Here is a 21395-nt window from a genome sequence, read left to right on the forward strand (position 1 = left end):
CGTCTATCAGCCCCGCCAAGCTGGCGACCGGCACTCCGCATCGCGGGGACCTGCTGCGCACGCTGCAGACGGGTTAATCTTCGGGTCGCAGGCTACCTTTGTAGGAGCCTTCCGGTGGTCCGAAGTTCAAGGCAAGGACTTGGCAAGGCAGGCAAATGGCAACCACCACAGGCACTCCTGAAGCTACCGAAGTAGCCGTTGAAGAAGGCGTTCGTCGCCGCGACTTCATCGAAATCGCTGCCGTTTCGGCTGCCGGTGTCGGCGGCCTCGTCATGGTCATGCCGCTGATCAGCCAGATGAGCCCTTCGGCGGACGTGCTGGCCGAGAGCACCACCGAACTGGATATCGCCAGCCTCGAAGTGGGCCAGGCGATCAAGGCTGTGTTCCGCAAGCAGCCGGTGTTCGTGCGCCGCCTGACACCGGACGAAATTGCCGCTGCCAACGCTGTCAGTGTCAACGATCTGCGCGATCCGCAAACGCTGGCCGAACGCACGCTGCCCGGCAATGAAGACCTGCTGGTGGTGATGGGTGTCTGCACCCACCTCGGCTGCGTCCCGCTGGGTGCCGCCGATGGCGAGAACAAAGGCGAATACGGCGGCTATTTCTGCCCCTGCCACGGCTCGCACTACGATACCGCCGCGCGCATCCGTAAAGGCCCGGCGCCGACCAATCTCGAAGTACCTGAATATACCGTCACCGACACGACGCTCGTGATCGGCTGAGGCAAGGAAGAGACAGAGACATGAGCTTTCCCTGGGCCAAGGAATACACGCCGCAGAACGGACTGAGCAAGTTTTTCGACGAGAAACTGCCGCTTCCGCGCCTCGTCTACAACGCCGTGGGCGCGGGCTATCCGGTGCCGCGCAACCTTTCCTACTTCTGGAATTTCGGCGTGCTCGCGGGCTTCTGCCTGATGCTGCAGATCGTCACCGGGATCGTGCTGGCGATGCATTACGCCGCCAATGCCGATGTCGCCTTCGCTTCGGTCGAGCACATCATGCGTGACGTCAATTGGGGCTGGCTGATGCGCTATGCGCACGCCAACGGCGCCAGTTTCTTCTTCGTGGTGATCTACATCCACATCTTCCGCGGCTTCTTCTACGCTTCGTACAAGCCACCGCGCGAAATGATCTGGCTGATCGGCGTCACCATCTTCCTGCTGATGATGGCGACTGCCTTCATGGGCTACGTGCTGCCGTGGGGCCAGATGAGCTTCTGGGGCGCCAAGGTCATCACCGGCCTGTTCGGGGCGATTCCCTTCGTCGGCGAACCGCTGCAGATCTGGCTGCTGGGCGGCTATGCACCGGACAATGCCGCGCTGAACCGCTTCTTCAGCCTGCACTACCTGCTGCCTTTCGTGATCGCGGGCTGCGTGATCCTGCACATCTGGGCGCTGCACATCCCCGGCTCGTCGAACCCGACTGGCGTGGAAATCAAGTCGGAAAGCGACACCCTGCCGTTCCATCCGTACTACACAGCGAAGGACGGCTTCGGGCTGGGCGTGTTCCTGCTGATCTACTTCAGCTTCGTGTTCTTCCTGCCCAACGTGCTCGGCCACCCTGACAACTACATTCCGGCCAACCCGCTCTCCACGCCCGCGCACATCGTGCCCGAATGGTATTTCTACCCGTTCTACGCGATCCTGCGCGCCTTCACCTTCGACTTCATCCTGCCCGCCAAGCTGTGGGGCGTGCTGGCCATGTTCGCGTCGATCCTGGTGTGGTTCTTCCTGCCGTGGCTGGACAAGGGTCCGGTCCGTTCGGGTCACTATCGCCCGCTGTTCCGCAAGTTCTTCTGGTTCGGCTTGATCCCGACGATGATCGTGCTGTTCATCTGCGGCGGTGCGCCGGCCGAAGAACCCTATGTGATGATCAGCCAAATCGCCACCGCATACTACTTCCTGCACTTCCTCGTGATCCTGCCGATCGTTTCCTCGATTGAGCGGCCCGAACCCTTGCCCTTCTCGATTACCGAGGCGGTGCTGGGTTCGGACAAGAAGGCAGTGCTGGGCGAAAACGCCGAGCCGGTGGCCGTCTGATCGGCCCCGCGGTTTAGTGTTGAACGGAAAGAGCAGTTTATGATCCGCCTAGTTGGTATCCTTGTCGGTCTCGGCTTCACGCTGGTGGTCCTCGTGTCGTTCGGCTTTGGCGCCTACACCGCCGCGACCGAGCCTGCTGAGCAGCCCGCCTATTACGCCTTCCTCGAAGAGTCCCATGCCCCTGAGGGCGGGTTCTCGTTCGAAGGTCCGCTGGGCACCTGGGATGCCGCGCAATTGCAGCGCGGCTACCAGGTCTACAAGGAAGTCTGCGCTGCCTGCCATTCGCTGCAATACGTGGCGTTCCGCAATCTGGGCGAGCTTGGCTATTCCGAAGAGCAGGTGAAGGCCGAAGCTGCCACATGGAACGTGCCGGGCATCAATCCCGATACTGGCGAAGATGCGTTGCGTCCCGGCACCCCGGTGGATTACTTCCCGCGCCCCTTCGCCAACGACGTCGCAGCACGTGCCGCGAACAACAATGCGATCCCGCCCGATCTATCGCTGATGACCAAGGCACGCGAAAACGGACCGGCCTATGTCTATTCGTTGCTGACCGGCTACGCCGATCCCAACACCTACACCAATGAAGAGGGCCAGTCCTTCGCCCAGACGGCTCCGGAATCGATGCCGAGCACCGGACTTCACTTCAACCCCTACTTCCCTAACATCAACCTGGCGATGGCCCCGCCGTTGGTGGTGGACGGGCAAGTGACCTATGCCGACGGCACCGAAGCCACGGTGAGCCAGATGGCGAGCGACGTCTCCGCCTTCCTTACCTGGACGGCCGAACCGCGCATGATCGAGCGCAAGCAGACCGGCTGGTGGGTGCTTGCCTTCACGCTGTTCGCCACGATCCTCGCCTGGTTCGCCAAGAAGCAGGTCTGGTCGGCGGTCAAGCCGAAGCGCAAGGATAGCTGAGTTCGGTGCGGGCAGGCTGGTGAGCATGTCCGCCGACCTGCGCGACCTGATCCGCACCGTTCCCGATTTCCCCAAACCGGGAATCCTGTTCCGCGATATCACCACGCTACTCGCGCACGGCGAAGGCATGGCGCGCGCCGTATCGGGACTGGCAGAGCTTGCCGGTGATCCCAAGCCCCACGCCGTCGCCGGGATCGAGGCGCGCGGCTTCATCTTCGGCGCGGCACTCGCGGTACATCTCGGTGTCGGTTTCATCCCGCTTCGCAAGGCGGGGAAGCTGCCGATCGCTGCGATTGGCGAGGATTACGCTCTCGAATACGGCCATGCCCGGCTCGAACTCGATCCCACCCTGTTGCGCGACGGCGAGCGGGTGTTGCTGGTGGATGACCTGCTGGCAACAGGCGGTACGGCAGTCGCTGGCGCGCGCCTTCTGCGCCGCGCCGGTGCCTTGGTGGATCGCGCGTTATTCTTGATCGATCTGCCGGAACTGGGCGGCGGGCGGGCGCTTGCGGCAGAACAGGTCGACGCCCACGCCTTGATCGCTTTTGACGGCCACTGACCGCGAGCAATGTTTCCCGCTCTTGCAAGCAAGATATCGCCCGCCTTGAGCGTGGCTGGGCAGATGAGAAGGCCCGTTCCGATATTCACCTGCGAAGCGTCGCTGAACCCAAGCACCATCGCCAACATGATCACCGCCGAGGGAATGGCGGTGAAGCCTTTACAGCGAGCCGGTTTTCGGCAACCGGACAATCCGGAGCCAAGCTGCGGCCCTGGAAAGGCCAAGTGTCTTGACCTATACGTAAGGCTGTTTACATAAGCGGCAGTTGCCAAATCCGAGAGTAGAGGACGACGATCCATGAAAATTCTCGTGCCCGTCAAGCGGGTGATCGATTACAATGTGAAGCCGCGCGTAAAGGCGGACGGTTCCGGAGTGGACCTCGCCAACGTCAAGATGAGCATGAACCCGTTCGACGAGATCGCGGTGGAAGAAGCCCTGCGGCTGCGCGAAAAGGGCGCCGCCACCGAGGTGATCGCCGTGTCGGTCGGCCCCACCAAAGCCACCGAAACGCTGCGCACGGCGCTGGCAATGGGCGCTGACCGCGCGATCCTGGTACAGACAGATGACGCGGTCGAGCCGCTGGCGGTGGCCAAGATCCTCAAGGCAATTGCCGACGAGGAAGAACCCGGCATCGTGATGCTCGGCAAGCAGGCGATCGACGACGATTCGAACCAGACCGGGCAAATGCTCGCCGCGCTGATGGGCCGCCCGCAGGGAACTTTCGCCAGCAAGGTCGAGATCGACGGCGATCACGTGAGCGTGACCCGCGAAGTCGATGGCGGGCTGGAAACGGTCAAGCTGTCGCTGCCCGCGATTGTCACCACCGACCTGCGACTGAACGAACCGCGTTACGCCTCGCTGCCCAACATCATGAAGGCGAAGCAGAAGCGTCTCGATGTCAAGGCCCCCGCCGATTACGGCGTCGACACCACGCCGCGCATTGCCACCACCCATGTGGGTGAACCGCCGGTGCGGCAGGCAGGCGAGATGGTCGCCGATGTCGATGCGCTGGTTGCCAAGCTCAAAGCCCTGGGAGTCGCCTGATGACCGCACTCGTTTTTGCCGAACACCACGGCGGGCAGATCGCCGATGCGACGCTCGCCACTGTCACTGCCGCTGCCAAGCTGGGCGGCGACGTGCATGTCCTCGTCGCAGGGGGCGATGATGCCGCCGGGGCTGCCGATATCGCCGCGAAGATCGCGGGGGTGGCGAAGGTGCTGCTCGCGCAGGATGCCGCCTATGCGCATGGCCTCGCCGAGAATGTCGCGCCGCTGATCGTTTCGCTGATGGCCAAAGAAGGCGAAGGCTACGACGCGGTGCTCGCGCCTGCGACCACCACCGGCAAGAACGTGCTGCCGCGCGTGGCCGCGCTGCTCGACGTGATGCAGGTGAGCGACATCATCAGCGTCGAAGGCCCGAAGAGTTTCAAGCGCCCGATCTATGCCGGGAATGCCGTCGCAACGGTCGAGAGCAGCGATCCCAAGTTGGTCATCACCGTGCGCACCACCACTTTCGACAAGGCCTCGCCCGAAGGCGGCTCGGCCAGCGTCGAGAGCGTCTCTGGCGCAGGCAGCGCCGGGCTCTCCGAATTCGTTCGACTCGACGCGGTGAAGAGCGAGCGCCCAGAACTGACCAGCGCCGGGATCATCGTGTCGGGCGGCCGCGCGCTCAAGGATGCGGCGACGTTTGAATCGACAATCACGCCCCTCGCCGACAAGCTGGGCGCCGCCATCGGTGCCAGCCGTGCGGCGGTGGATGCGGGTTATGTCCCCAACGATTACCAGGTCGGCCAGACCGGCAAGATCGTCGCCCCCAACGTCTATATCGCCATCGGCATTTCCGGGGCGATCCAGCATCTGGCGGGGATGAAGGATTCCAAGGTGATCGTGGCGATCAACAAGGATGCCGATGCGCCGATCTTCCAGGTCGCCGATATCGGGCTGGTGGCGGACCTGTTCACTGCCGTTCCGGAGCTGACCGAGAAGCTTTAGGTCACTCGGAAGTCATTATGTCCCTCAGCTTCACCAGCGCTTCGGCCTTCAACTGGTGGACTCGCGGGACCGAGACTTCGAGCACGGCCGCGATTTCGGTGAGGTTCAGTTCTTCGACGAAGTAGAGTTGCAACACGAGTTGCAGCCGCGCGGGCAAGCGCTCCATCGCTGTGCCAAGCCGTTCGCCGTCCTCCATTTCGCATAGCAATGTGAACGGGTCGGGGTCGGCGCTGGCGAAGGCGGAATTGCTGTCATCATAGGCGGCATCCATAGAAGTGAGCTGAACTTCCTCGATTAGGAAGGCGCCCAGATCGCCGGGCGCTATGCCCAGTTCAGCTGCCAGTTCGCCCGCCGCAGGTTCGCGCCCGAGCAGTTGCCGCAGCCGCTCCTGCGCAGCGTCCGCCTTGCGCCGCCTTGCCACCGCGCCCCGGCTTTCGGGCATCGCCTTGCGGATCACATCGAACATCGCCCCGCGCACGCGGATCTTGGCATAAGCGGCGAACCCGTCCTCGCCCGGCCCCGCGTGATTGCGCGCGCATTCCGTGAGCGCGATGAAACCCGCCTGCATCAGGTCCTCGATTTCCAGTCCGTCGCGGCTACCGCCGTGGATATGCCACGCCGCTTTGCGCACCATCGGCACGAAGCGGCGGACCCGGTCTGCGACGATATCCTGCGCCCCGTAGGCGGCAGCAGCGAATTGGGCGTGATCGTGCTTCATGCGGCGAGCACCTCTGGTTGGGAATGGTCGGGTAAGGCCGCCTGACCGCCGATCACGGCGACGACTTCCACCGGCTGGGTTGGCGGCAGTTCGTTGATGGAGAGCACCAGGCACGAAGGCGCACGCTGGCGCAGCAGCGCGGCAAGCGCGCGGCGCGCGGGCGGCTGGACAATCAGGGCGAGGCCGCGTTGCTTGTCCTGCGCAGCCAGATGTCCTGCCACCGCTTCGCCGATCATTCGCGCGCAATCGGGCTCGATCACCGGCTGGCCAGTGGCCGGATCGCGCATCCCGCCAAGGATCGCGCCTTCCAGTCCGGCATCGAGCGTCAGAACGCCGAGCGGCTTGTTGGGCGCGCAAATCTGTCCGACCATCCAGCCGCCCAGATCGGCGCGAACGTGATCGACTAGCATGTCGAAATCCTTGGTGGTCTGGAGGCCCAGCGCGAGGCTGGACAGGATCGGCACCGGATGGCCGAGCGATATCCCGTCCGCCAGCAGCGCGCGCAGCAGCCGGGTGACCGCCGCCAGCGAGAGCGGATCGGGATGCACTGCCTCGACCAGCCCCGGCACATCCTCGCGCAGGCCATCGAGCAGGCTGCGCACTTCCTCCGGGCCGAGCAGCAGATCGCCGCGCGGGGCGAGCAGCTGGTTGACGTGGGTGGCGATCACGGTGGGCACATCGACCACGAGGAAACCCTCGGAAATCGCGTGATCGCGGTCCGCCTGCCGAATCCACAGCGCCGGGCAGCCGAAACTGGGATCGGTCGTCGCTTCACCCGGCACTCCGTGCGCGCGCGTTAAAGTTTCGGCCAACCCGCCGGTATCGATCGCCAGCAAGCCATCGGGCTGACCCTCGGCGCGCGCCAGTTCCACCCCGCCGAGCAGCACACGCCAGCAATTGGCAGGCAGATCGAGCGAATCGCGGATGCGGAATTGCGGCACGACGAAGCCGAAGCCCTGGCTCAACTGCTTGCGCACCCCGGTGATCCGCGCGACCAGCGGCGAACCGCGCGCCTCGTCCACCAGATGCACCAGCCCGTAACCCAGTTCGAGCGTCACCAGCGTGCGGTCGCTGACATCGCTGACGGCAATGCGCTGCGGCTCCTCCGGCTCAACCACCTGGACCACAACTGCGGCGGCATCCATTCGCCTGCGTAAGGTGCGATAGAGCCAGAAGGCCAGCGCAGCAGCGGGCAGGAAGATCATCTGCGGCATCGCCGGAACCAGCCCCATCGCGCCGAGCACCAGCGCCACCGGCAGCCAGCTCGAAGGCGCGCCGAACTGCCGCCCGATCTGCCCGACGAGATCGCTTGTGTCCGACACGCGAGTGACGATGGCGGCAGCGGCAATCGAAAGCAGCAGCGATGGCACCTGCGCCACCAGCGCATCGCCCACGGCCAGCGTGATATAGACTTCCGCCGCCTCGCCTGCCGACAATCCGTGCGCAATCATCCCCAGCCCGAAACCGGCGATGATGTTGACGAACAGGATCAGCAGCGCGGCAATCGCATCGCCCTTCACGAACTTGCTCGCGCCATCCATCGCGCCGTAGAAATCCGCCTCGGTCGCCACTTCCGCGCGGCGGGCGCGAGCTTCGTCCCCGGTCATCAGGCCCGCCGCGATATCGGCGTCGATCGCCATCTGCTTGCCGGGCAAGGCGTCGAGCGTGAAGCGCGCCGAAACTTCGGACACCCGCCCCGCGCCCTTGGTGATCACCACCATGTTGATGATCAGCAGGATGACGAAGACGAACAGCCCGACGGCGAAATTGCCCGCCACCAGGAAGGCGGCGAAGCTCTCGATCACATGACCCGCCGCCGCCGTCCCTTCGTGCCCGCTGACCAGCACCACGCGGGTGGATGCGACGTTGAGCGACAGCCGCAACAGCGTGGCGAACAGCAGCACCGAGGGGAAGGAGGAGAAGTCGAGCGGCTTCTTCGCATTCAGCGCCGCCATCAGCACCCCGATCGACAGTGCGATATTGAAGACGAAGAACATGTCGAGCAGCAGCGTCGGGATCGGCAGCACCATCATCGCGATCAGCGCGAGGATGGCGACGGGCAGCACCAGCGTGACCGGAGCCACTGCGAACGAGCGGAGGAAATTGCGGGTCACAGGCCGAACGCCTCCAGCCGGGCATAGGCGCTGCGGACATGGGTCAAGCCGGGGGTAGCGGGATCGGCACGATCAAGCCCGAAGCTGGCCTGCAAGGTCTGCGCCATCGACGGCAACGGCGCGGGGGCATGGCGCGGCAGGCTCGGCGCGTTGAACGGGGCGAAGGGGGTGCGGCGGTATGGTCCGCTTGCTGGGGTTCCCGAAGTGGGAGGCGGCGCGAAGGGCACCGAGCCCGCAGGTCCGGCTTCCATCGCCCGCTCCACCCGGTCTCGGATCACCTGCATCACTTCGCCCACGGAGCGGGGCGCGCCCGAACGTTCGTAGAAAATCGCCCGGTTGGCGCGCGCGGCTGCGGGAAGGATGCTCGCGGCCGACTGTTCCGGCGCGGAACTGAGCGCGCCGAGGAATTCGCGCGCGCCGCCCGCGCCGAGGAAATGCGCGAGGTACAGCTCGCTGGCATCGGGTTCGCGCCCCAGCACCGGCAGCAGCGCGGCGCGATTGTCGTTGGCCAAGGCGCCCGCCATCATCGATGCCGCCTGCGGATCGAAGCGCAATGCCATGATCGAGGCACGCATGGCCGGATCGGTCACCCGCGCCCGCCCGCCACTGCTGTCGATAGCGCTGGCGGCCTCGCCATAACCGAGCGCTTCACCGTGCCGGTCGAGCGTCGAAAGCCAGGTCTGGTCGATAAACTGGAACAGCCCGCTGGCGCTGCTCGTGCGCGCCTGCGCCGAGGGATTAAGCCCGGACTCAATCCGCGCCTGAGCCAGAAGATAGGAGAAATCGACCCCGGTGCGCTCGGCGGCCTGCGCGATAGCGGCCTGCGTCGGCGATGGCTGGCTGGCCGCCCCGGCACCTTCAATCCTGTCGCTCATTGGCTGCTGTTCCCGTTGCGATAACTCGCAGGTAGTTCAGCAAGGAGCGTGCCAGATCAGAGCGCGCGGGCGACCGGGCCGCGATAAAGGCCGGGGGAATGGGTCAGTGCATCGAGCCGCGCAGCGACATTGGCGGCGAGCAGGTTGCGCAGGCGGCGGTTGACCTCGTTCTGGTGACGTGCGGCCTGTACCAGTCCACGACATTCGGCATCGACGCTGGGTGGCAGGTCGCCTTCGAGCGCGTCACACAGCACCTGCTTGCCCTGCATCGACAGCACCAGTGCATCGACATCAAGCGCGGCAAGCGCCTGCCGCTCGCTTTCGAGAACGGCAAGCATTTGCCGCAGGTTGTCGGCCAGATTGCCGCCCGAAGTCTGCGCTGCACTCACTGGCCGGAACTCAGCAGCATTCGCGCGGCGATCATGGCGTCGGTGATCTTCGCGGGGACGATGGGATAGCTGCCTTCACGGATCGCATCGCGGATTTGCGCCACCCGGTCGGCATCGACCGGCGCTTCTCCCGCGCTGACTTTCGCGCCGGTCTGCACCGCCACGCCTTTGTCGGCCACGGTTGCGGCAGGTGCGCGCGGCTTGTCGGCCAGCGTTTCGGCAGCCTCGCGGCCAATCCCGCGCACGGGGGCCGCTCCGCTCAATTTGCTTACGTCATAGGGGGACATGGTCTTGCTCCCTTGGTTGCTTACATCGGGTAGGACGGGTGCCGGGGCACGGGTTTAAGGAATATTTCAGGAAATTTTTCAACCGAGTGGAATCACCGCGCGGCCCGGCGTTTCGATCCGGGCGCGCAGGGCTTCGCGCTGGCCTTCGGGGCGGACGCGGATCCACTGGCCGATCGCGCCGTCTTCCAGCGCCTCGCCCTGCTGCGCGACCGAGAACCCGCGCCCTTCGATGACGATGCCGATGACCTGTCCGCGTTCGACTACCGGGACCGGGGCGGCGGCGGGCGTTTGGTTCGCGCCATCGCCGTTGACCGGCACGAAGATCCGCCAGCTCGTCCCCGCGTTGCATTCCACCCGCACCATGTCGGCGCGGCGGCCATGCCAGGCGAGATCGAGCGACTGGGCGCAGGCCGCCAGTCGCAATCGCCGGTCCACCGGATGCCGCGCGCCGCCGGGAGTGCCGAGCGGCGCGCCGGTAAAGGCACTGACTTCGGCGTCGATTGCGGCAGGATCGGCAAAGCGCGAATCCTGCGCTGCGGCGGGCATCGCGAGTGCTGAAGCGGCGAATAGGGTAAGGGTGGATCGGATCATGGCCAGACTCCTTGCAAGGATCATTGGCCCTCACTCTGCAAGTCGCGTGCCACCGGCGCGATCCGGTCGTACGCGAAATAGGCCAGCACCTGTCCCGCTTCCCCCTGCTGCACGATAACGCGCGGAGCGAGACCCTGAGCTTCCGCCGCCGCTGCTAGCTCCTCGCACCGCGCCGCCACCTGCGCGCGATTAGAGGGCGAGCGATAGGTGCCGAGGACGGTGAACTGCTCCCCTGGCCCCGGCTGATGGTGCGCCAGCCATTCGGCAAATTCGCTATCCCCGCTACCGGCATCAGCGAAAACCGCACTGGCAATGCCTTCCACCGCGCCTGCGTGCTGCGCCTCCTCGCCCCGCTCCGTCGTGACGCCCGCCAGCCCGCTGCCGGTAATGACGAACAGGATCAGCGACAGATCCGCCAGTGGCACCAGCCAGCTGTTGCTCCCCGCCCCCTTCACGCCGCCGCATCCAGCGCGCGTACCTTGGGAATTCCGGGAGCAATCTGCCGCGCCAGCCAGTCGACCAGTTGCTGCCGGTCCTCGTCTTCCTGCGCGCCTCGCCGCGCGATCAGCCGGGCGAGCGGATTGAACAGCAGGTGCGCCAGCAGCAGCCCGTAGAGCGTGGTCAGCACCGCCAGCCCCACCGTCGCCAGCATCGCGCCATCCTCGACTTCGCCAAAGGGCACATGGGCGAGCCCGAACAGTGTGCCGACCATGCCGAACACCGGCGCCATCTCCGCTGCCAGCAGCAAGGGACGCAGCGCCAGTTCGCGCAGTTCCACCCGCTTCTTCTTCAGCGCCTTGTGAGTCAGGATCAGCGAATTGATCGAACGATCATGCACCAGCGCGTCGGTGGCGGCGGCGATTTCGCGGTCCGAACTGTGGCACGGCAAGGCCCGCAGCAGCCCGTCATGCCGGATCGCCTCGACATCGCGGGCGATTTCTGCCCGCGCCTTGTCGAGCCGGAAGCGCGGCACGAACAGCCGCCCGATCGCGCCCAGCATGGCCGCCAGTTCCCGCCGTCCGCTCCCCAGCAAGGTTGCCAGCAGCGTGCCACCGAGCACAATAGCCGCGCCGGTGGCGTTCAACATTGCCGCATAGTCCATTCGCCGCCCTTTCCTGTTCGCCAAGCTTTGCCCTGCACCAGAGGACGACCGGCAGGCTTGTGGTTTCAGTGGGCGGCAGGAAATTGCCGCTGGCGGCAGCACCTTGCCGGAAATGCCCTTCCCCCACCCTGAAAGGCCGTTTGGCACGCCCCTTGCTGAAACAGTCCTGCAAGACTGCCACCAGGGGAGTACGATCATGAGCGAGCGATTATTCGGCATTCACGGCGCGGCGCTGGAACTGCGTTCGCACCGCATGGGACTGCTGACCTCGAACATCGCCAATGCCGCGACGCCGGGATACCAGGCGCGCGATGTCGATTTCGCCGCTGCGCTCGATGCGCGGATCGCCGGCTCCAGCCGCGACGACGCGATCAGCAGCGCTATGCGCTACCGAGTGCCGACCATGCCTTCGCTCGATGGCAATACGGTGGAGCTGGCGAACGAGCAGATGGCCTTTGCGGAGAACTCGGTGGCCTATTCGGCCACGCTCACATTCCTCAACGGCCGGGTGCAGACCGTTACCCGCGCGCTGAAGGGGGAGTAGGTCATGAGCACGACTCCCAGCCTGTTCACTATCGTTCAGCGCGGCATGTCTGCGCAGATGGTGCGGATGAACACCGCCGCCAGCAACCTCGCTAATTCCGGCTCGGTCGCCAGCAGCGCGGCAGAGGCCTACCGCCCCTTGCGCCCGGTATTCGCGCAGGAACTCGATTCTGCCAGTGGCCTGTCCAGCGTTCGCGTCTCCGAAGTCATGCGCTCCGAAGTCGCGCCGATCCGCCGCCACGATCCCGATCACCCGCTCGCCGATGCCGATGGCAACGTGTGGGAAGCCCCCGTCGATGAGACGGCGGAGATGGTCGAGATGATGGAAAGCGCCCGCCAGTACCAGAACCTGGTCGAGGCGATGCAGACCGCCAAGCAACTGATGCTCGAAACGATCAGGAACCCGTGATGACCGCTATTTCCACTGCCCTTCCTGCGAACCTCCAGGACATCAACGCCCCCGGCGCGGCGCCGGCGCCCTCCGCCTATGCCACGCTCGACCAGGGCGATTTCCTGCGGCTGCTGCTCGTCCAGATCCAGCAGCAAGACCCGCTGGAGCCGGTCGATAACAAGGACATGCTCGCGCAGATGGCGCAATTCTCCACGCTGGCCGGGTCAACCGAAACCAACGCCACGCTGAACGACATTTCCGCCAAGCTCGACGCGCTGATCGCTGCGCAAACCGCCGCCAACAAATCCGCCATTTAAGGAGCCAGTCGCATGACCTCTTTCTACACTTCGCTGAACGGCCTCAAGAATTCGCAGACCGACCTCAGCACTATCGCCCACAACATCGCCAATGCCGAAACTACCGGCTTCAAGCGCAGCAGCGTGGAATTTGCCGACATCGTTGCCAAGGGTTCTGCGGCCAATCCGCGCATGACCGTCGGCCTCGGTGCCACAGTCGCCGGGATCAACCAGAACTTCGGCCTCGGCGCGATCGAGCAGACAGGGCGGAGCCTCGACATCGCGATCGACGGAGACGGATTCTTCAGCACCCGCAATCCCGAAAGCGGACAGGTGCTGTTCACCCGCAACGGCAATTTCCAGATCGACAGTGTCGGCGCGGTCACCGATTTCGCGGGCAAGAACCTGCAGATGTTCGCGGTGGATGCGGCGGGCAATGTCGTCAACCCGGGGGCGACAGTGGATGCTGTGGTGCCGGTCGCCAATGTAGCAGGATCGGCGCTGGCCAGCATCCAGGTCGAGAAGAACGGCGAGATCAACGCCGCCTATGCCGATGGCAGTACTGCCACCGTCGGCCGCGTGGCGCTCGCCACCTTTACTGCGCCCACCGGACTGCAATCGGTCGGTTCGACCAACTGGGAAGCGACCGGCCTTTCCGGCGCGGCTGCCTATCAGTTGCCCGGCATCGGGCGGAACGGCCAGTTGCTCTCGGGCGCGCTCGAACGCTCGAACGTCGATCTGGCGGAGGAAATGGTCGGGCTGATCACCGCCCAGCGCAATTTCCAGGCCAATGCCAAGGCTATCGATACCGCCACCCAGTTCTCGCAGACGATCATCAACCTGCGCAGCTGATCCAGCCGCAAGAGGGGAGCCGAGCAATGGACCGCATGATCTACACTGCGCTGAGCGGCATGGACGCCGCGATGAACCGCCAGCGGGCCGTGGCGAGCAACCTTGCCAATGCTTCCACGCCCGGCTTCCGCGCCGAGACCTTCGCCACCACCCCCTCCCACATGCGCGGAGACACGTTCGACGTGCGTGGCTTTGCCCAGGGCGCGGTGCGCGGGGCGGACCTTTCGCCCGGCGTGCTGACCCAGACCGGGCGCAGCCTCGACATTGCAGTGCACGGAGAAGCGCTGATCGCGTTCCAGAACGCTGCCGGGGAGGAAGTCTATTCGCGGCGCGGAGATCTCTCGGTCGATCCGGCAGGACTGCTGACCAATGGCGAGGGCTTGCAGGTGCTTGGCGCGAACGGGCCGATAACCGTGCCACCTGGCTGGGAAGTCAGTTTCGGCACCGATGGCACCGTGCTCGCCGCCGACCCTGCCGCGCCCGATGTGCCGCCGCAGGAACTGGGCCGCATCCGGCTGACCAGTCCCGAAGGCAGCCAGGTCCACAAGGATCTCGACAACCAGCTCCGCGTGGTCGGCGGCGGGGTGCTGCCCGAAGACCCTACTGCCGAAATCACCGTCGGCGCGCTCGAAGCCAGCAATGTCGATAGCGCCGGGACACTGGTGGAGATGATCGAGGCGCAGCGCAGTTTCGAACGGCGGATGCAGATGATCGCCACCGCCGAACAGCTCGATCAGGCCTCCAGCCGCCTGATGTCGATCCGCTAGACCCTCACAGGAGCCACACCCATGCCCAATTCCGCCTTGCAGGTCGCCCGCACCGGGCTCGAAGCGCAAGACACCCGGATGCGCGTGATCGCGCACAACCTCGCCAATATCGGCACCACCGGGTTCAAACGCGATCGCGCCGATTTCGAAACGCTTTCCTACGATGACGCCCGGGTAGCCGGGCAGCGTTCGGGCGGGGAAACCGCCTATGCCATTGGCCTCAACCTCGGTACCGGGGTGGCGGTGCAGGGCACCACGCGGATCGAGACTCAGGGCACGCTCGCCACCACCGGCAATTCGCTCGACATGGCGCTGGACGGGGACGGCTTCTTCCGCATCGAACTGCCCGGCGGGCAGACCGGCTATACCCGCGCGGGCAATTTCACCCGCTCCGCCGAAGGCCAGCTGGTCACCGCGCAGGGTTATGCACTACAACCCGGTATCACCGTGCCCGCAGGGGCGCAGTCGATTGCAGTGGGGCCGGATGGCACCGTTACCGCCATTATCGACGGGCAGGCCGAACCTGCCGAGCTGGGCCAGATCACTGTCGCCAGCTTCGTCAATCCGGCGGGCCTGCAAGCCACCGGCGGCAACCTGCTGCTCGAAACCGCTGCCAGCGGCGCGGCCGAGGAAGGTATTCCCGGCACCGAGGGGCGCGGGACGATCCGGCAGGGGATGCTCGAACAATCGAACGTCAACGTGGTCGAGGAACTGGTCGAAATGATCGCCGCCCAGCGCGCCTACGAAATCAATTCCAAGATGATCAGCGCGGTCGACGAAATGCTGCGCAACGCCAACCAGACGCTGTGAGGAAACCTATGACCCGCTCCATCATCGCCCCGATTACGCTCGCCGGCCTGCTCCTCAGCGGCTGCGCCAGCATGGAAGGCGGCACGCCGCAGCCCGGCTTCGCCGCCACGCTGCCGCCCGCCGCTCCCGCCTTTGCCCCCAGCAACGGCGCGATCTATCAGGCGGCGGGTGGCTATGCCGCGCTGCACGAAGGTACACGCGCGCGGCGGGTGGGCGATCTGGTCACCGTGGTGCTGGTCGAATCGCTCGATACCAGCAAGACCACCAGCGCCCAGACCAGCCGCGACGGCGAGATCGGTCTGACTCCGCCCGCCACCGGCCCGTTCGCTTTCCTCAGCCCCGATGCCCTTAATGCCGGGGCGGAATCGTCGTTCAATGGGCAGGGACGTGCGAGCCAGCGCAGCACGCTCAACGGCGCCATCGCGGTTACCATCGCGGAAGTGCGCCCCAACGGCACTGCGCTGGTGGTCGGAGAACGGCAGATGCAATTGAGCCAGGGCGATGAATGGGTGCAGTTCGCAGGAATCCTGCGGCTGGCCGATATCGACAGCGACAACCGCATCGTTTCCAGCCGGATTGCCGATGCGCAGATCGTCTACGGCGGCAGCGGAGCGATCCAGCAGGCCAGCCGTCCGGGCTGGCTGGGCCGGTTCTTCAATATGATCAGCCCGCTGTGAGGGAGTCTGCCGCCATGCGCCTGCTCTCGCTCCTGTTCGCCGCGCTCGCCATGCTGGTGGCGACGCCCGCCGCAGCCGAACGCATCCGCGATCTCGGCAGCTTCGAAGGCGTGCGCCCGAACCAGCTGACCGGCTACGGGATCGTGGTCGGGCTCGATGGCACGGGGGATGACAATTTCAGCTATGTGACCGAAGCCATGCGCGGGGTTTCGGGCCGCCTCGGTCTGACCCTGCCGCCGGGGGTCAATCCCGGCCTCAAGAACGCCGCCGCCGTCATCATCACCGCCGAACTGCCCGCCTTCTCTCGATCCGGGCAGACCATTGACATCACCGTGTCCTCGATCGGCCGCGCCAGTTCCTTGCGCGGCGGATCGCTAGTGCTCTCGCCGCTCTACGGTGCGGACGGGCAGGTCTATGCGATGGCGCAGGGCAATCTCGCCGTGGGCGGGCTGGGCGTATCGGGGCGCGACGGATCGCAGCTGACCGTCAACGTGCCCACCGTGGGCCGGATCGCCGACGGGGCCACCGTTGAGCGCGAAGTGCTGACCGGGTTCGACAGCCAGGGTGAACTGCGCTTCCACCTGCACAACGCCGATTTCCAGACCGCCGCGCGGGTGCGCGATGCGATCAACCGGCTGTTCCCCGGCGCGGCGCGGGTGCTCGACGGGGTGACGCTCGCCATTGTGATGCCGTTCGGTAGCGATGTGCGCGCGCAGATGATCGCCGAGATCGAAATGCTTGAGGTGACTCCGGCGGAAACTTCCGCGCGGGTGATCGTCAACAGCCGCACCGGCACGGTGGTGATCAATTCCGCCGTCCGCCTCGCGCCCGCCGCGATCAGCCACGGACGGCTGGTGGTGCGGATCGAGGAAGAACCGCGGATCGTGCAGCCTGCGCCTTTCAGCGACGGGGTGACGGCGCTCGAAGAAGCAAGCTCGATCACGCTTGAGGAAGCCGATAGCCGCGTGGCGCTGGTGGAAGGCGGGGCCAACCTGTCCGAAGTGGTCGATGCGCTGAACATGCTCGGCGTCGGCGCGGCGGACCTGGTGGTGATCCTGGAGGCCCTGAAGCAGGCGGGTGCCTTGCAGGCCGAAATGGTGATCATGTGACCACGATTGCGCCCCTCCAGAGCGGCATTGCCATCGCGCCTTCCGCGCCGCCGCCCCTAAGTGATTCGGGCGAGCTGCGCGAAGCGGCGCAGGCGTTCGAGGCGATCTTCCTGCGGCAATTGCTCGCCAGCGCGCGCGCCTCCAGCTTCGGCGGCGAGGAACTGTTCGGCGGCCCCGGCCTCAAGCAGTTCGAAGCCATGCAGGATGAACAGTTCGCGGAGATCGCTTCGCAGCGCGGCGTCTTCGGCCTCGCCGAAGCGATCGAGCGCCAGCTTTCCGCCTTCGCTGCTCCGGTGGGGGCATAGCCATGTCAAGCAATCTCCTCCTGATCGGCAAGAGCGGCACCGTGGCCGCGCGCGCCGCGCTCGACCTGACCGCGCAGAACGTCGCCAATGCCGCGAATGCCGACTATGCGCGGCGCACGCTGAGCATGGCCGAAGTCGCCGCCAAGGGCGGGATCGGGATGGAGCCGGGCGCTTCGCTTTCGGGCGTGCGGCCCGACCAGGTGCTGCGCACCAATTCGCTGTTCCTGCAGAACGAAGCGCGTCGCACCTCGGGTGATGTCGCCCGCGCCGACGCCGAACTGGCGGGGCTGGGCAATGCCGAGACTGCCATCGAGCAGGCGGGTATTTACCCCGCACTGGTCGATTTCGAAGCCAGCCTCGCCCGGCTCGCCTCCGATCCGCTGGGAGGAGCCTTGCGCGCCGCCGTGGTGGAGGATGCCCGGCGGCTGGCGCAGACTTTCCAGATCGCCAGCAACGGGCTCGACGTCGCCGAAGCCGACCTGCGCTTCACTGCCGAGGCCGGTGTGGAGCAGGCCAACCTGCTGGCTGGAGAAATTGCCCGCACCAACGCCGGGATCGCCCGCGCACGCCCCGGCTCTGTCAACATGGCCGCGCTGCACGACCAGCGCGATGCGCTGCTGCGCGATCTTTCCGCATTGACCGGGGCGACAACCAGCTTCGATACGCTCGGACGCGCTTCGGTAAGCCTCGACGGGCAGGCGCTGGTTTCGGGCGGCGATGTTTCCACGCTCGCGCTTGCGAACAATCCCGACGGCAGTTTCGCCTTCAGCGTAGCCGGCAATCCGATAAACCTCGCTTCCGGCAGCTTGCTGGGCGGATCGCAGGGCATTGCGAGCATCGCCACCTATCGCGCCCGGCTGGACGAGCTGGCGGTGCAACTGATCGACACCGCCAATGCCGCGCAGGCCAGCGGCGTCAGCACCGATGGCACTGCCGCGCCGCCGTTCTTCTCCGGCAGCAATGCCCGCGATATCACGCTGGCGCTCTCCGGTGGCGAGCAGGTCGCCACTGCGCCCGCCGGGGATGCCGCAGGCAGCCGTAACATCGGCAATCTCCAGGCCCTGCGCGATGCGCTGCTCGTCGATGGCCCCGCCAAAAGCGCCGACGCGTTGCTGTTCGACCTTTCCAGCGCGATCAGCGCCCGCACCGTCACCCGCGATGCCCTGCGCACGCTGGCCGATAGCGCGCAAGTGGCGCTGACCGCCGAAACCGGCGTCGATCTCGATCAGGAGGCCGCGAACCTGCTGCGCTATCAGCAGATGTTCCAGGCCTCGGGCAAGGTAATCCAGACCGCCGCAGACATCTTCGACACCATTCTGGGGATCGGGCGATGATCGGCGCGACCAACTCAACCCTCGCTTTCTACAACCGCACGCGGACCCAGATGGGCACCTTGCGCGCGCAGGCAGAGGAATTGCAGCAGCAGATCTCCACCGGCGAGCGGCTGTCACGCTCGTCCGACGATCCTGTCGCCGCCTCGCGCCTGCGCAGCCTCGCCCGGATTGACCGGCTGGGCGCGATAGACGCCAGCAATGCCCGCCGCGCCGCCGAAGATCTCGATCTTGCCGGCAACGCTCTCGAATCGATCGGGCAGGATATTATCCGCGCCCGCGAGCTGGCCCTGTGGGCCGGGAGCGAGACGGTGGGCGACAGCGAACGGGCCGCCATTGCCACTGAGCTTTCCGAATTGCGGCTGCGAATCATGGCGGCGGCCAATGGCTTGGACAGCAGCGGCAATGCCCTGCTTGGCGGGGAAAACAGCGGGCGCGCCTATGCGGTGGATGCCAGCGGAGCAGTCACCTACATCGGCAGCTCCAGCAGCGGCACGCTCGATCTGGGGCAGGGACAAAGCGTGGTGCGCGGGTTGACTGGCCCCGAAGTTCTGTCTTTTACCAGTAACGGCGCACCGACCGATATCTTCGCCGAGCTCGCTGCGCTCACCGCCGCACTGACCGGAGCCTCTGCCGATCCTGCCCAAGCCGCGCGCGATGCGCTCACCGGGCTGGATGACGCGCTCGACACCGTCACCCGTGCGCAAACCGTCACGGGCGCGCGCATTGCCTGGCTCGATGTGGTGCAGGACCGGCAGACCGACCAGTCGCTCACCCGTGTACAACAGATGGCGGACACCGGCGGAGTGGAGATCGCCTCGGCCATCGCCGAAATGCAGCAGCTTCTCACCGTTCTCGAAGCCAGTCAGGCCGGATTTGCCCGCCTCGCCGGCCTCACTCTTTTCGACCGTTTCTAACACCGCATAACCAGCCAATCGGGGGCCTGACCAATGTTTGCAGCCGTAGGGATCGTGATCCTGCTCGTCCTCGTCTTCGGCGGGTTCGTCATCGCCGGGGGATCGCTGGGGCCGGTGCTCGCCGCGCTGCCACTGGAAATGCTCATCATCGGCGGGGCGGCATTGGGCGCGACCGTGGCGGGCAATTCGATGCACGAGCTCAAGCTGTTCGGCGGCGGGCTGAAAAAGGTGTTCAAAGGGCCGCGCTATTCGGACCAGGACCATATAGATGCCATCGCGCTGACCGCCAAACTGATGCGGATGCTCAAGACCGAAGGCCCGGTGGCGCTGGAAAGCCATGTTACCAATCCGCAGGAATCGGCGATCTTCGCAGAGTATCCCGGCCTGCTGGCGGACAAGGCCGTGACAGATCTGATCTGCGATACGCTGACACTCATTGTCGTCTCTTCCGGCTCGCTCGACACGCACGCCGTGGAAGATGTGATGGACAATGCCATCAAGAGCCAGCTGCACGAAATGGACGAGCCGCAGCACGCGCTGCAATCGCTGGCTGACGCACTGCCCGCGTTGGGGATCGTCGCTGCCGTGCTGGGCGTGGTCAAGACTATGGGCTCGATCAACGAACCGCCCGAAGTGCTGGGCGGGATGATCGGTTCGGCGCTGGTCGGCACTTTCCTCGGCGTGCTACTCGCCTACGGCATCGTCGGGCCGCTGGCGGGGCGGCTGAAGCAGGTCAATTCGCACGATGCGCAGATTTTGCAGACAGTGAAGCAGGTGGTGATCGCCTCGCTGCACGGCTATCCGCAGCCGCTGGTGGTCGAAAGCGCACGTTCAGGCCTCAGTCCGGCGCATCGCCCGGCGCTGACCGACCTGCTCGACACGCTCCGGGGCAAGTAGCATGGCGAGTTTGCCTGCCGACAATCTTCCCGCCCGCGATGCGCCACCGGTCGCGCAAGCGACTGTCCTGCACGCCGTTCCTGACGTCCCCCTCGCACCGATCATCGTCAAGAAGGTGATCGTCCAGGGTGGCGGCGGTCATCACGGCGGTGCGTGGAAAGTGGCCTATGCCGATTTCGTCACGGCGATGATGGCCTTCTTCCTGCTGCTCTGGCTGCTCGGTGCGACCACCGAGGACCAGCGCAAGGGGCTGGCGGATTATTTCACGCCGACCCTGGTGAAAATGCGCGAGAATTCCGCTGGAGCGGACGGACTGCTCGGCGGCTCCTCGCTCACCGACGTGGACAACTATCCCCACGCTGCCGGGCAGACCGGCACCGAAGCGATTACCATCCCGCGCGGAGCCGAGGGTGGTCCGGTGGAAGGCGGGGCCGAAAATGCCGAGCGGCGACGGCAGGAGATTGAGGCGCGCATCGCCGAACGCATGGCGGCCGAAGAGCGCCTGCGCAGCCTGACCCGGCAGGTCCGCGTCGTCCGCACGCCGGAGGGTATCCGCATCGATCTGGTGGATGACGCCGATTTCTCGATGTTCCACCTGTCCAGCACCGTGCTGGTGCCCGAAGCGCGCGAATTGCTCGGCGTGATCGCCGATGCTGTTGCGCCGGAAGGCCGCCAGCTCACCATTCGCGGGCATACGGATGCCCTGCCCTGGCGGGCGGGAGTGGCAGCGAACAACTGGTCCCTGTCCACCGGGCGCGCGGAGGCGACCAGGCAGGAAATGCTCCGGCGCGGGATCGCCGAGACCCGGTTCGACCGGATCGAGGGCGTGGCGGACCGGGAATTGCTGGTGCGCGATAATCCGGGCGATCCGCGCAACCGGCGGATTTCGATTTTGTTGCTCGATTAGGGTTTGCCCCA

The 21395-nt window shown here is 65.6% G+C and carries 27 protein-coding genes; 19 read left to right on the forward strand and 8 right to left on the reverse strand.

Going from position 1 to position 21395, the window contains the following annotated elements:
* Positions 1-155 precede the first annotated feature (155 nt).
* The 6 genes from petA to JY451_06935 all read left to right on the forward strand — a co-directional run bounded on the left by petA (position 156) and on the right by JY451_06935 (position 5506).
* Positions 156-722, forward strand: a complete 567-nt coding sequence (gene petA / locus JY451_06910; protein ID QZH76263.1) for a ubiquinol-cytochrome c reductase iron-sulfur subunit — start codon at positions 156-158, stop codon at positions 720-722.
* A gap of 20 nt (positions 723-742) precedes the next feature.
* On the forward strand, positions 743-2038 hold the full coding sequence (locus JY451_06915; GenBank protein ID QZH76264.1) for a cytochrome b N-terminal domain-containing protein: 1296 nt from the start codon (positions 743-745) through the stop codon (positions 2036-2038).
* Positions 2039-2077: 39 nt separating this feature from the next.
* Positions 2078-2956 carry a cytochrome c1 gene (locus JY451_06920; protein QZH76265.1) on the forward strand — a complete coding sequence of 293 codons (879 nt, stop codon included), beginning with the start codon at positions 2078-2080 and terminating at the stop codon, positions 2954-2956.
* 25 nt (positions 2957-2981) lie between these two features.
* Positions 2982-3515, forward strand: coding sequence for an adenine phosphoribosyltransferase (locus JY451_06925; GenBank protein QZH76620.1), 534 nt, complete (start codon positions 2982-2984; stop codon positions 3513-3515).
* Positions 3516-3812: 297 nt separating this feature from the next.
* Positions 3813-4559 carry an electron transfer flavoprotein subunit beta/FixA family protein gene (locus tag JY451_06930; protein QZH76266.1) on the forward strand — a complete coding sequence of 249 codons (747 nt, stop codon included), beginning with the start codon at positions 3813-3815 and terminating at the stop codon, positions 4557-4559.
* A complete protein-coding gene (locus JY451_06935) occupies positions 4559-5506 on the forward strand; it encodes an FAD-binding protein (protein QZH76267.1) in 948 nt (315 codons plus the stop codon). Before JY451_06930 ends, JY451_06935 begins: the two co-directional genes overlap by 1 nt.
* Before the next feature lies 1 nt (position 5507).
* Here the strand turns inward: JY451_06935 and JY451_06940 are convergent, their stop codons facing one another.
* The 8 genes from JY451_06940 to JY451_06975 all read right to left on the reverse strand — a co-directional run bounded on the left by JY451_06940 (position 5508) and on the right by JY451_06975 (position 11582).
* Positions 5508-6224: a sigma-70 family RNA polymerase sigma factor gene (locus JY451_06940; protein ID QZH76268.1), complete on the reverse strand. Its 717-nt coding sequence runs from the start codon at positions 6222-6224 to the stop codon at positions 5508-5510.
* On the reverse strand, positions 6221-8257 hold the full coding sequence (locus tag JY451_06945) for an FHIPEP family type III secretion protein (GenBank protein QZH76621.1): 2037 nt from the start codon (positions 8255-8257) through the stop codon (positions 6221-6223). Before JY451_06945 ends, JY451_06940 begins: the two co-directional genes overlap by 4 nt.
* Before the next feature lie 77 nt (positions 8258-8334).
* Positions 8335-9213, reverse strand: coding sequence for a transglycosylase SLT domain-containing protein (locus JY451_06950; GenBank protein QZH76269.1), 879 nt, complete (start codon positions 9211-9213; stop codon positions 8335-8337).
* Between the two features lie 56 nt (positions 9214-9269).
* Entirely contained in the window at positions 9270-9551 is a 282-nt protein-coding gene (locus tag JY451_06955; protein ID QZH76622.1) for a hypothetical protein, read from the reverse strand.
* 47 nt (positions 9552-9598) lie between these two features.
* Positions 9599-9889, reverse strand: coding sequence for a flagellar biosynthesis anti-sigma factor FlgM (locus tag JY451_06960; protein ID QZH76270.1), 291 nt, complete (start codon positions 9887-9889; stop codon positions 9599-9601).
* Between the two features lie 78 nt (positions 9890-9967).
* Complete coding sequence (locus JY451_06965; protein ID QZH76623.1) at positions 9968-10435, reverse strand: flagella basal body P-ring formation protein FlgA; 468 nt, start codon at positions 10433-10435, stop codon at positions 9968-9970.
* Between the two features lie 65 nt (positions 10436-10500).
* Positions 10501-10935, reverse strand: a complete 435-nt coding sequence (locus JY451_06970) for a hypothetical protein (protein QZH76271.1) — start codon at positions 10933-10935, stop codon at positions 10501-10503.
* Entirely contained in the window at positions 10932-11582 is a 651-nt protein-coding gene (locus JY451_06975; protein QZH76272.1) for a MotA/TolQ/ExbB proton channel family protein, read from the reverse strand. The genes JY451_06970 and JY451_06975 overlap by 4 nt, the downstream gene beginning before the upstream one ends.
* A gap of 196 nt (positions 11583-11778) precedes the next feature.
* Here JY451_06975 and flgB point away from each other — a divergent pair, with 196 nt between their 5' ends.
* From flgB to JY451_07040, 13 genes are read left to right on the forward strand one after another with little or no spacing between them, the layout of a single operon-like run.
* The gene (gene flgB / locus JY451_06980) at positions 11779-12126 is read left to right on the forward strand and encodes a flagellar basal body rod protein FlgB (protein ID QZH76273.1); all 348 of its coding nucleotides are present in this window, start codon (positions 11779-11781) and stop codon (positions 12124-12126) included.
* Positions 12127-12129: 3 nt separating this feature from the next.
* Positions 12130-12534 carry a flagellar basal body rod protein FlgC gene (gene flgC, locus JY451_06985; protein ID QZH76274.1) on the forward strand — a complete coding sequence of 135 codons (405 nt, stop codon included), beginning with the start codon at positions 12130-12132 and terminating at the stop codon, positions 12532-12534.
* Positions 12534-12833 (forward strand): flagellar biosynthesis protein FlgD, encoded by a 300-nt coding sequence (locus JY451_06990; protein ID QZH76275.1) that lies wholly within the window; start codon positions 12534-12536, stop codon positions 12831-12833. Before flgC ends, JY451_06990 begins: the two co-directional genes overlap by 1 nt.
* A 12-nt stretch (positions 12834-12845) precedes the next feature.
* The gene (locus tag JY451_06995; GenBank protein ID QZH76276.1) at positions 12846-13664 is read left to right on the forward strand and encodes a flagellar hook basal-body protein; all 819 of its coding nucleotides are present in this window, start codon (positions 12846-12848) and stop codon (positions 13662-13664) included.
* Between the two features lie 26 nt (positions 13665-13690).
* Positions 13691-14431, forward strand: coding sequence for a flagellar basal body rod protein FlgF (gene flgF, locus JY451_07000; GenBank protein QZH76277.1), 741 nt, complete (start codon positions 13691-13693; stop codon positions 14429-14431).
* A gap of 21 nt (positions 14432-14452) precedes the next feature.
* Positions 14453-15241: a flagellar basal-body rod protein FlgG gene (flgG, locus tag JY451_07005; protein ID QZH76278.1), complete on the forward strand. Its 789-nt coding sequence runs from the start codon at positions 14453-14455 to the stop codon at positions 15239-15241.
* 8 nt (positions 15242-15249) lie between these two features.
* Complete coding sequence (locus JY451_07010; protein ID QZH76279.1) at positions 15250-15918, forward strand: flagellar basal body L-ring protein FlgH; 669 nt, start codon at positions 15250-15252, stop codon at positions 15916-15918.
* 14 nt (positions 15919-15932) lie between these two features.
* A complete protein-coding gene (locus tag JY451_07015) occupies positions 15933-17027 on the forward strand; it encodes a flagellar basal body P-ring protein FlgI (protein QZH76280.1) in 1095 nt (364 codons plus the stop codon).
* Positions 17024-17332, forward strand: a complete 309-nt coding sequence (locus JY451_07020; GenBank protein ID QZH76281.1) for a rod-binding protein — start codon at positions 17024-17026, stop codon at positions 17330-17332. Before JY451_07015 ends, JY451_07020 begins: the two co-directional genes overlap by 4 nt.
* 2 nt (positions 17333-17334) lie before the next feature.
* On the forward strand, positions 17335-18666 hold the full coding sequence (gene flgK / locus JY451_07025) for a flagellar hook-associated protein FlgK (GenBank protein QZH76282.1): 1332 nt from the start codon (positions 17335-17337) through the stop codon (positions 18664-18666).
* A complete protein-coding gene (locus JY451_07030; GenBank protein ID QZH76283.1) occupies positions 18663-19580 on the forward strand; it encodes a flagellar biosynthesis protein FlgL in 918 nt (305 codons plus the stop codon). The genes flgK and JY451_07030 overlap by 4 nt, the downstream gene beginning before the upstream one ends.
* Positions 19581-19613: 33 nt before the next feature.
* A complete protein-coding gene (gene motA, locus JY451_07035; protein ID QZH76284.1) occupies positions 19614-20477 on the forward strand; it encodes a flagellar motor stator protein MotA in 864 nt (287 codons plus the stop codon).
* 1 nt (position 20478) lies between these two features.
* A complete protein-coding gene (locus tag JY451_07040; protein QZH76285.1) occupies positions 20479-21384 on the forward strand; it encodes an OmpA family protein in 906 nt (301 codons plus the stop codon).
* Positions 21385-21395: the final 11 nt, after the last annotated feature.

The sequence above is a fragment of the Erythrobacter sp. genome (assembly GCA_019739335.1).
Taxonomy (GTDB): domain Bacteria; phylum Pseudomonadota; class Alphaproteobacteria; order Sphingomonadales; family Sphingomonadaceae; genus Alteraurantiacibacter.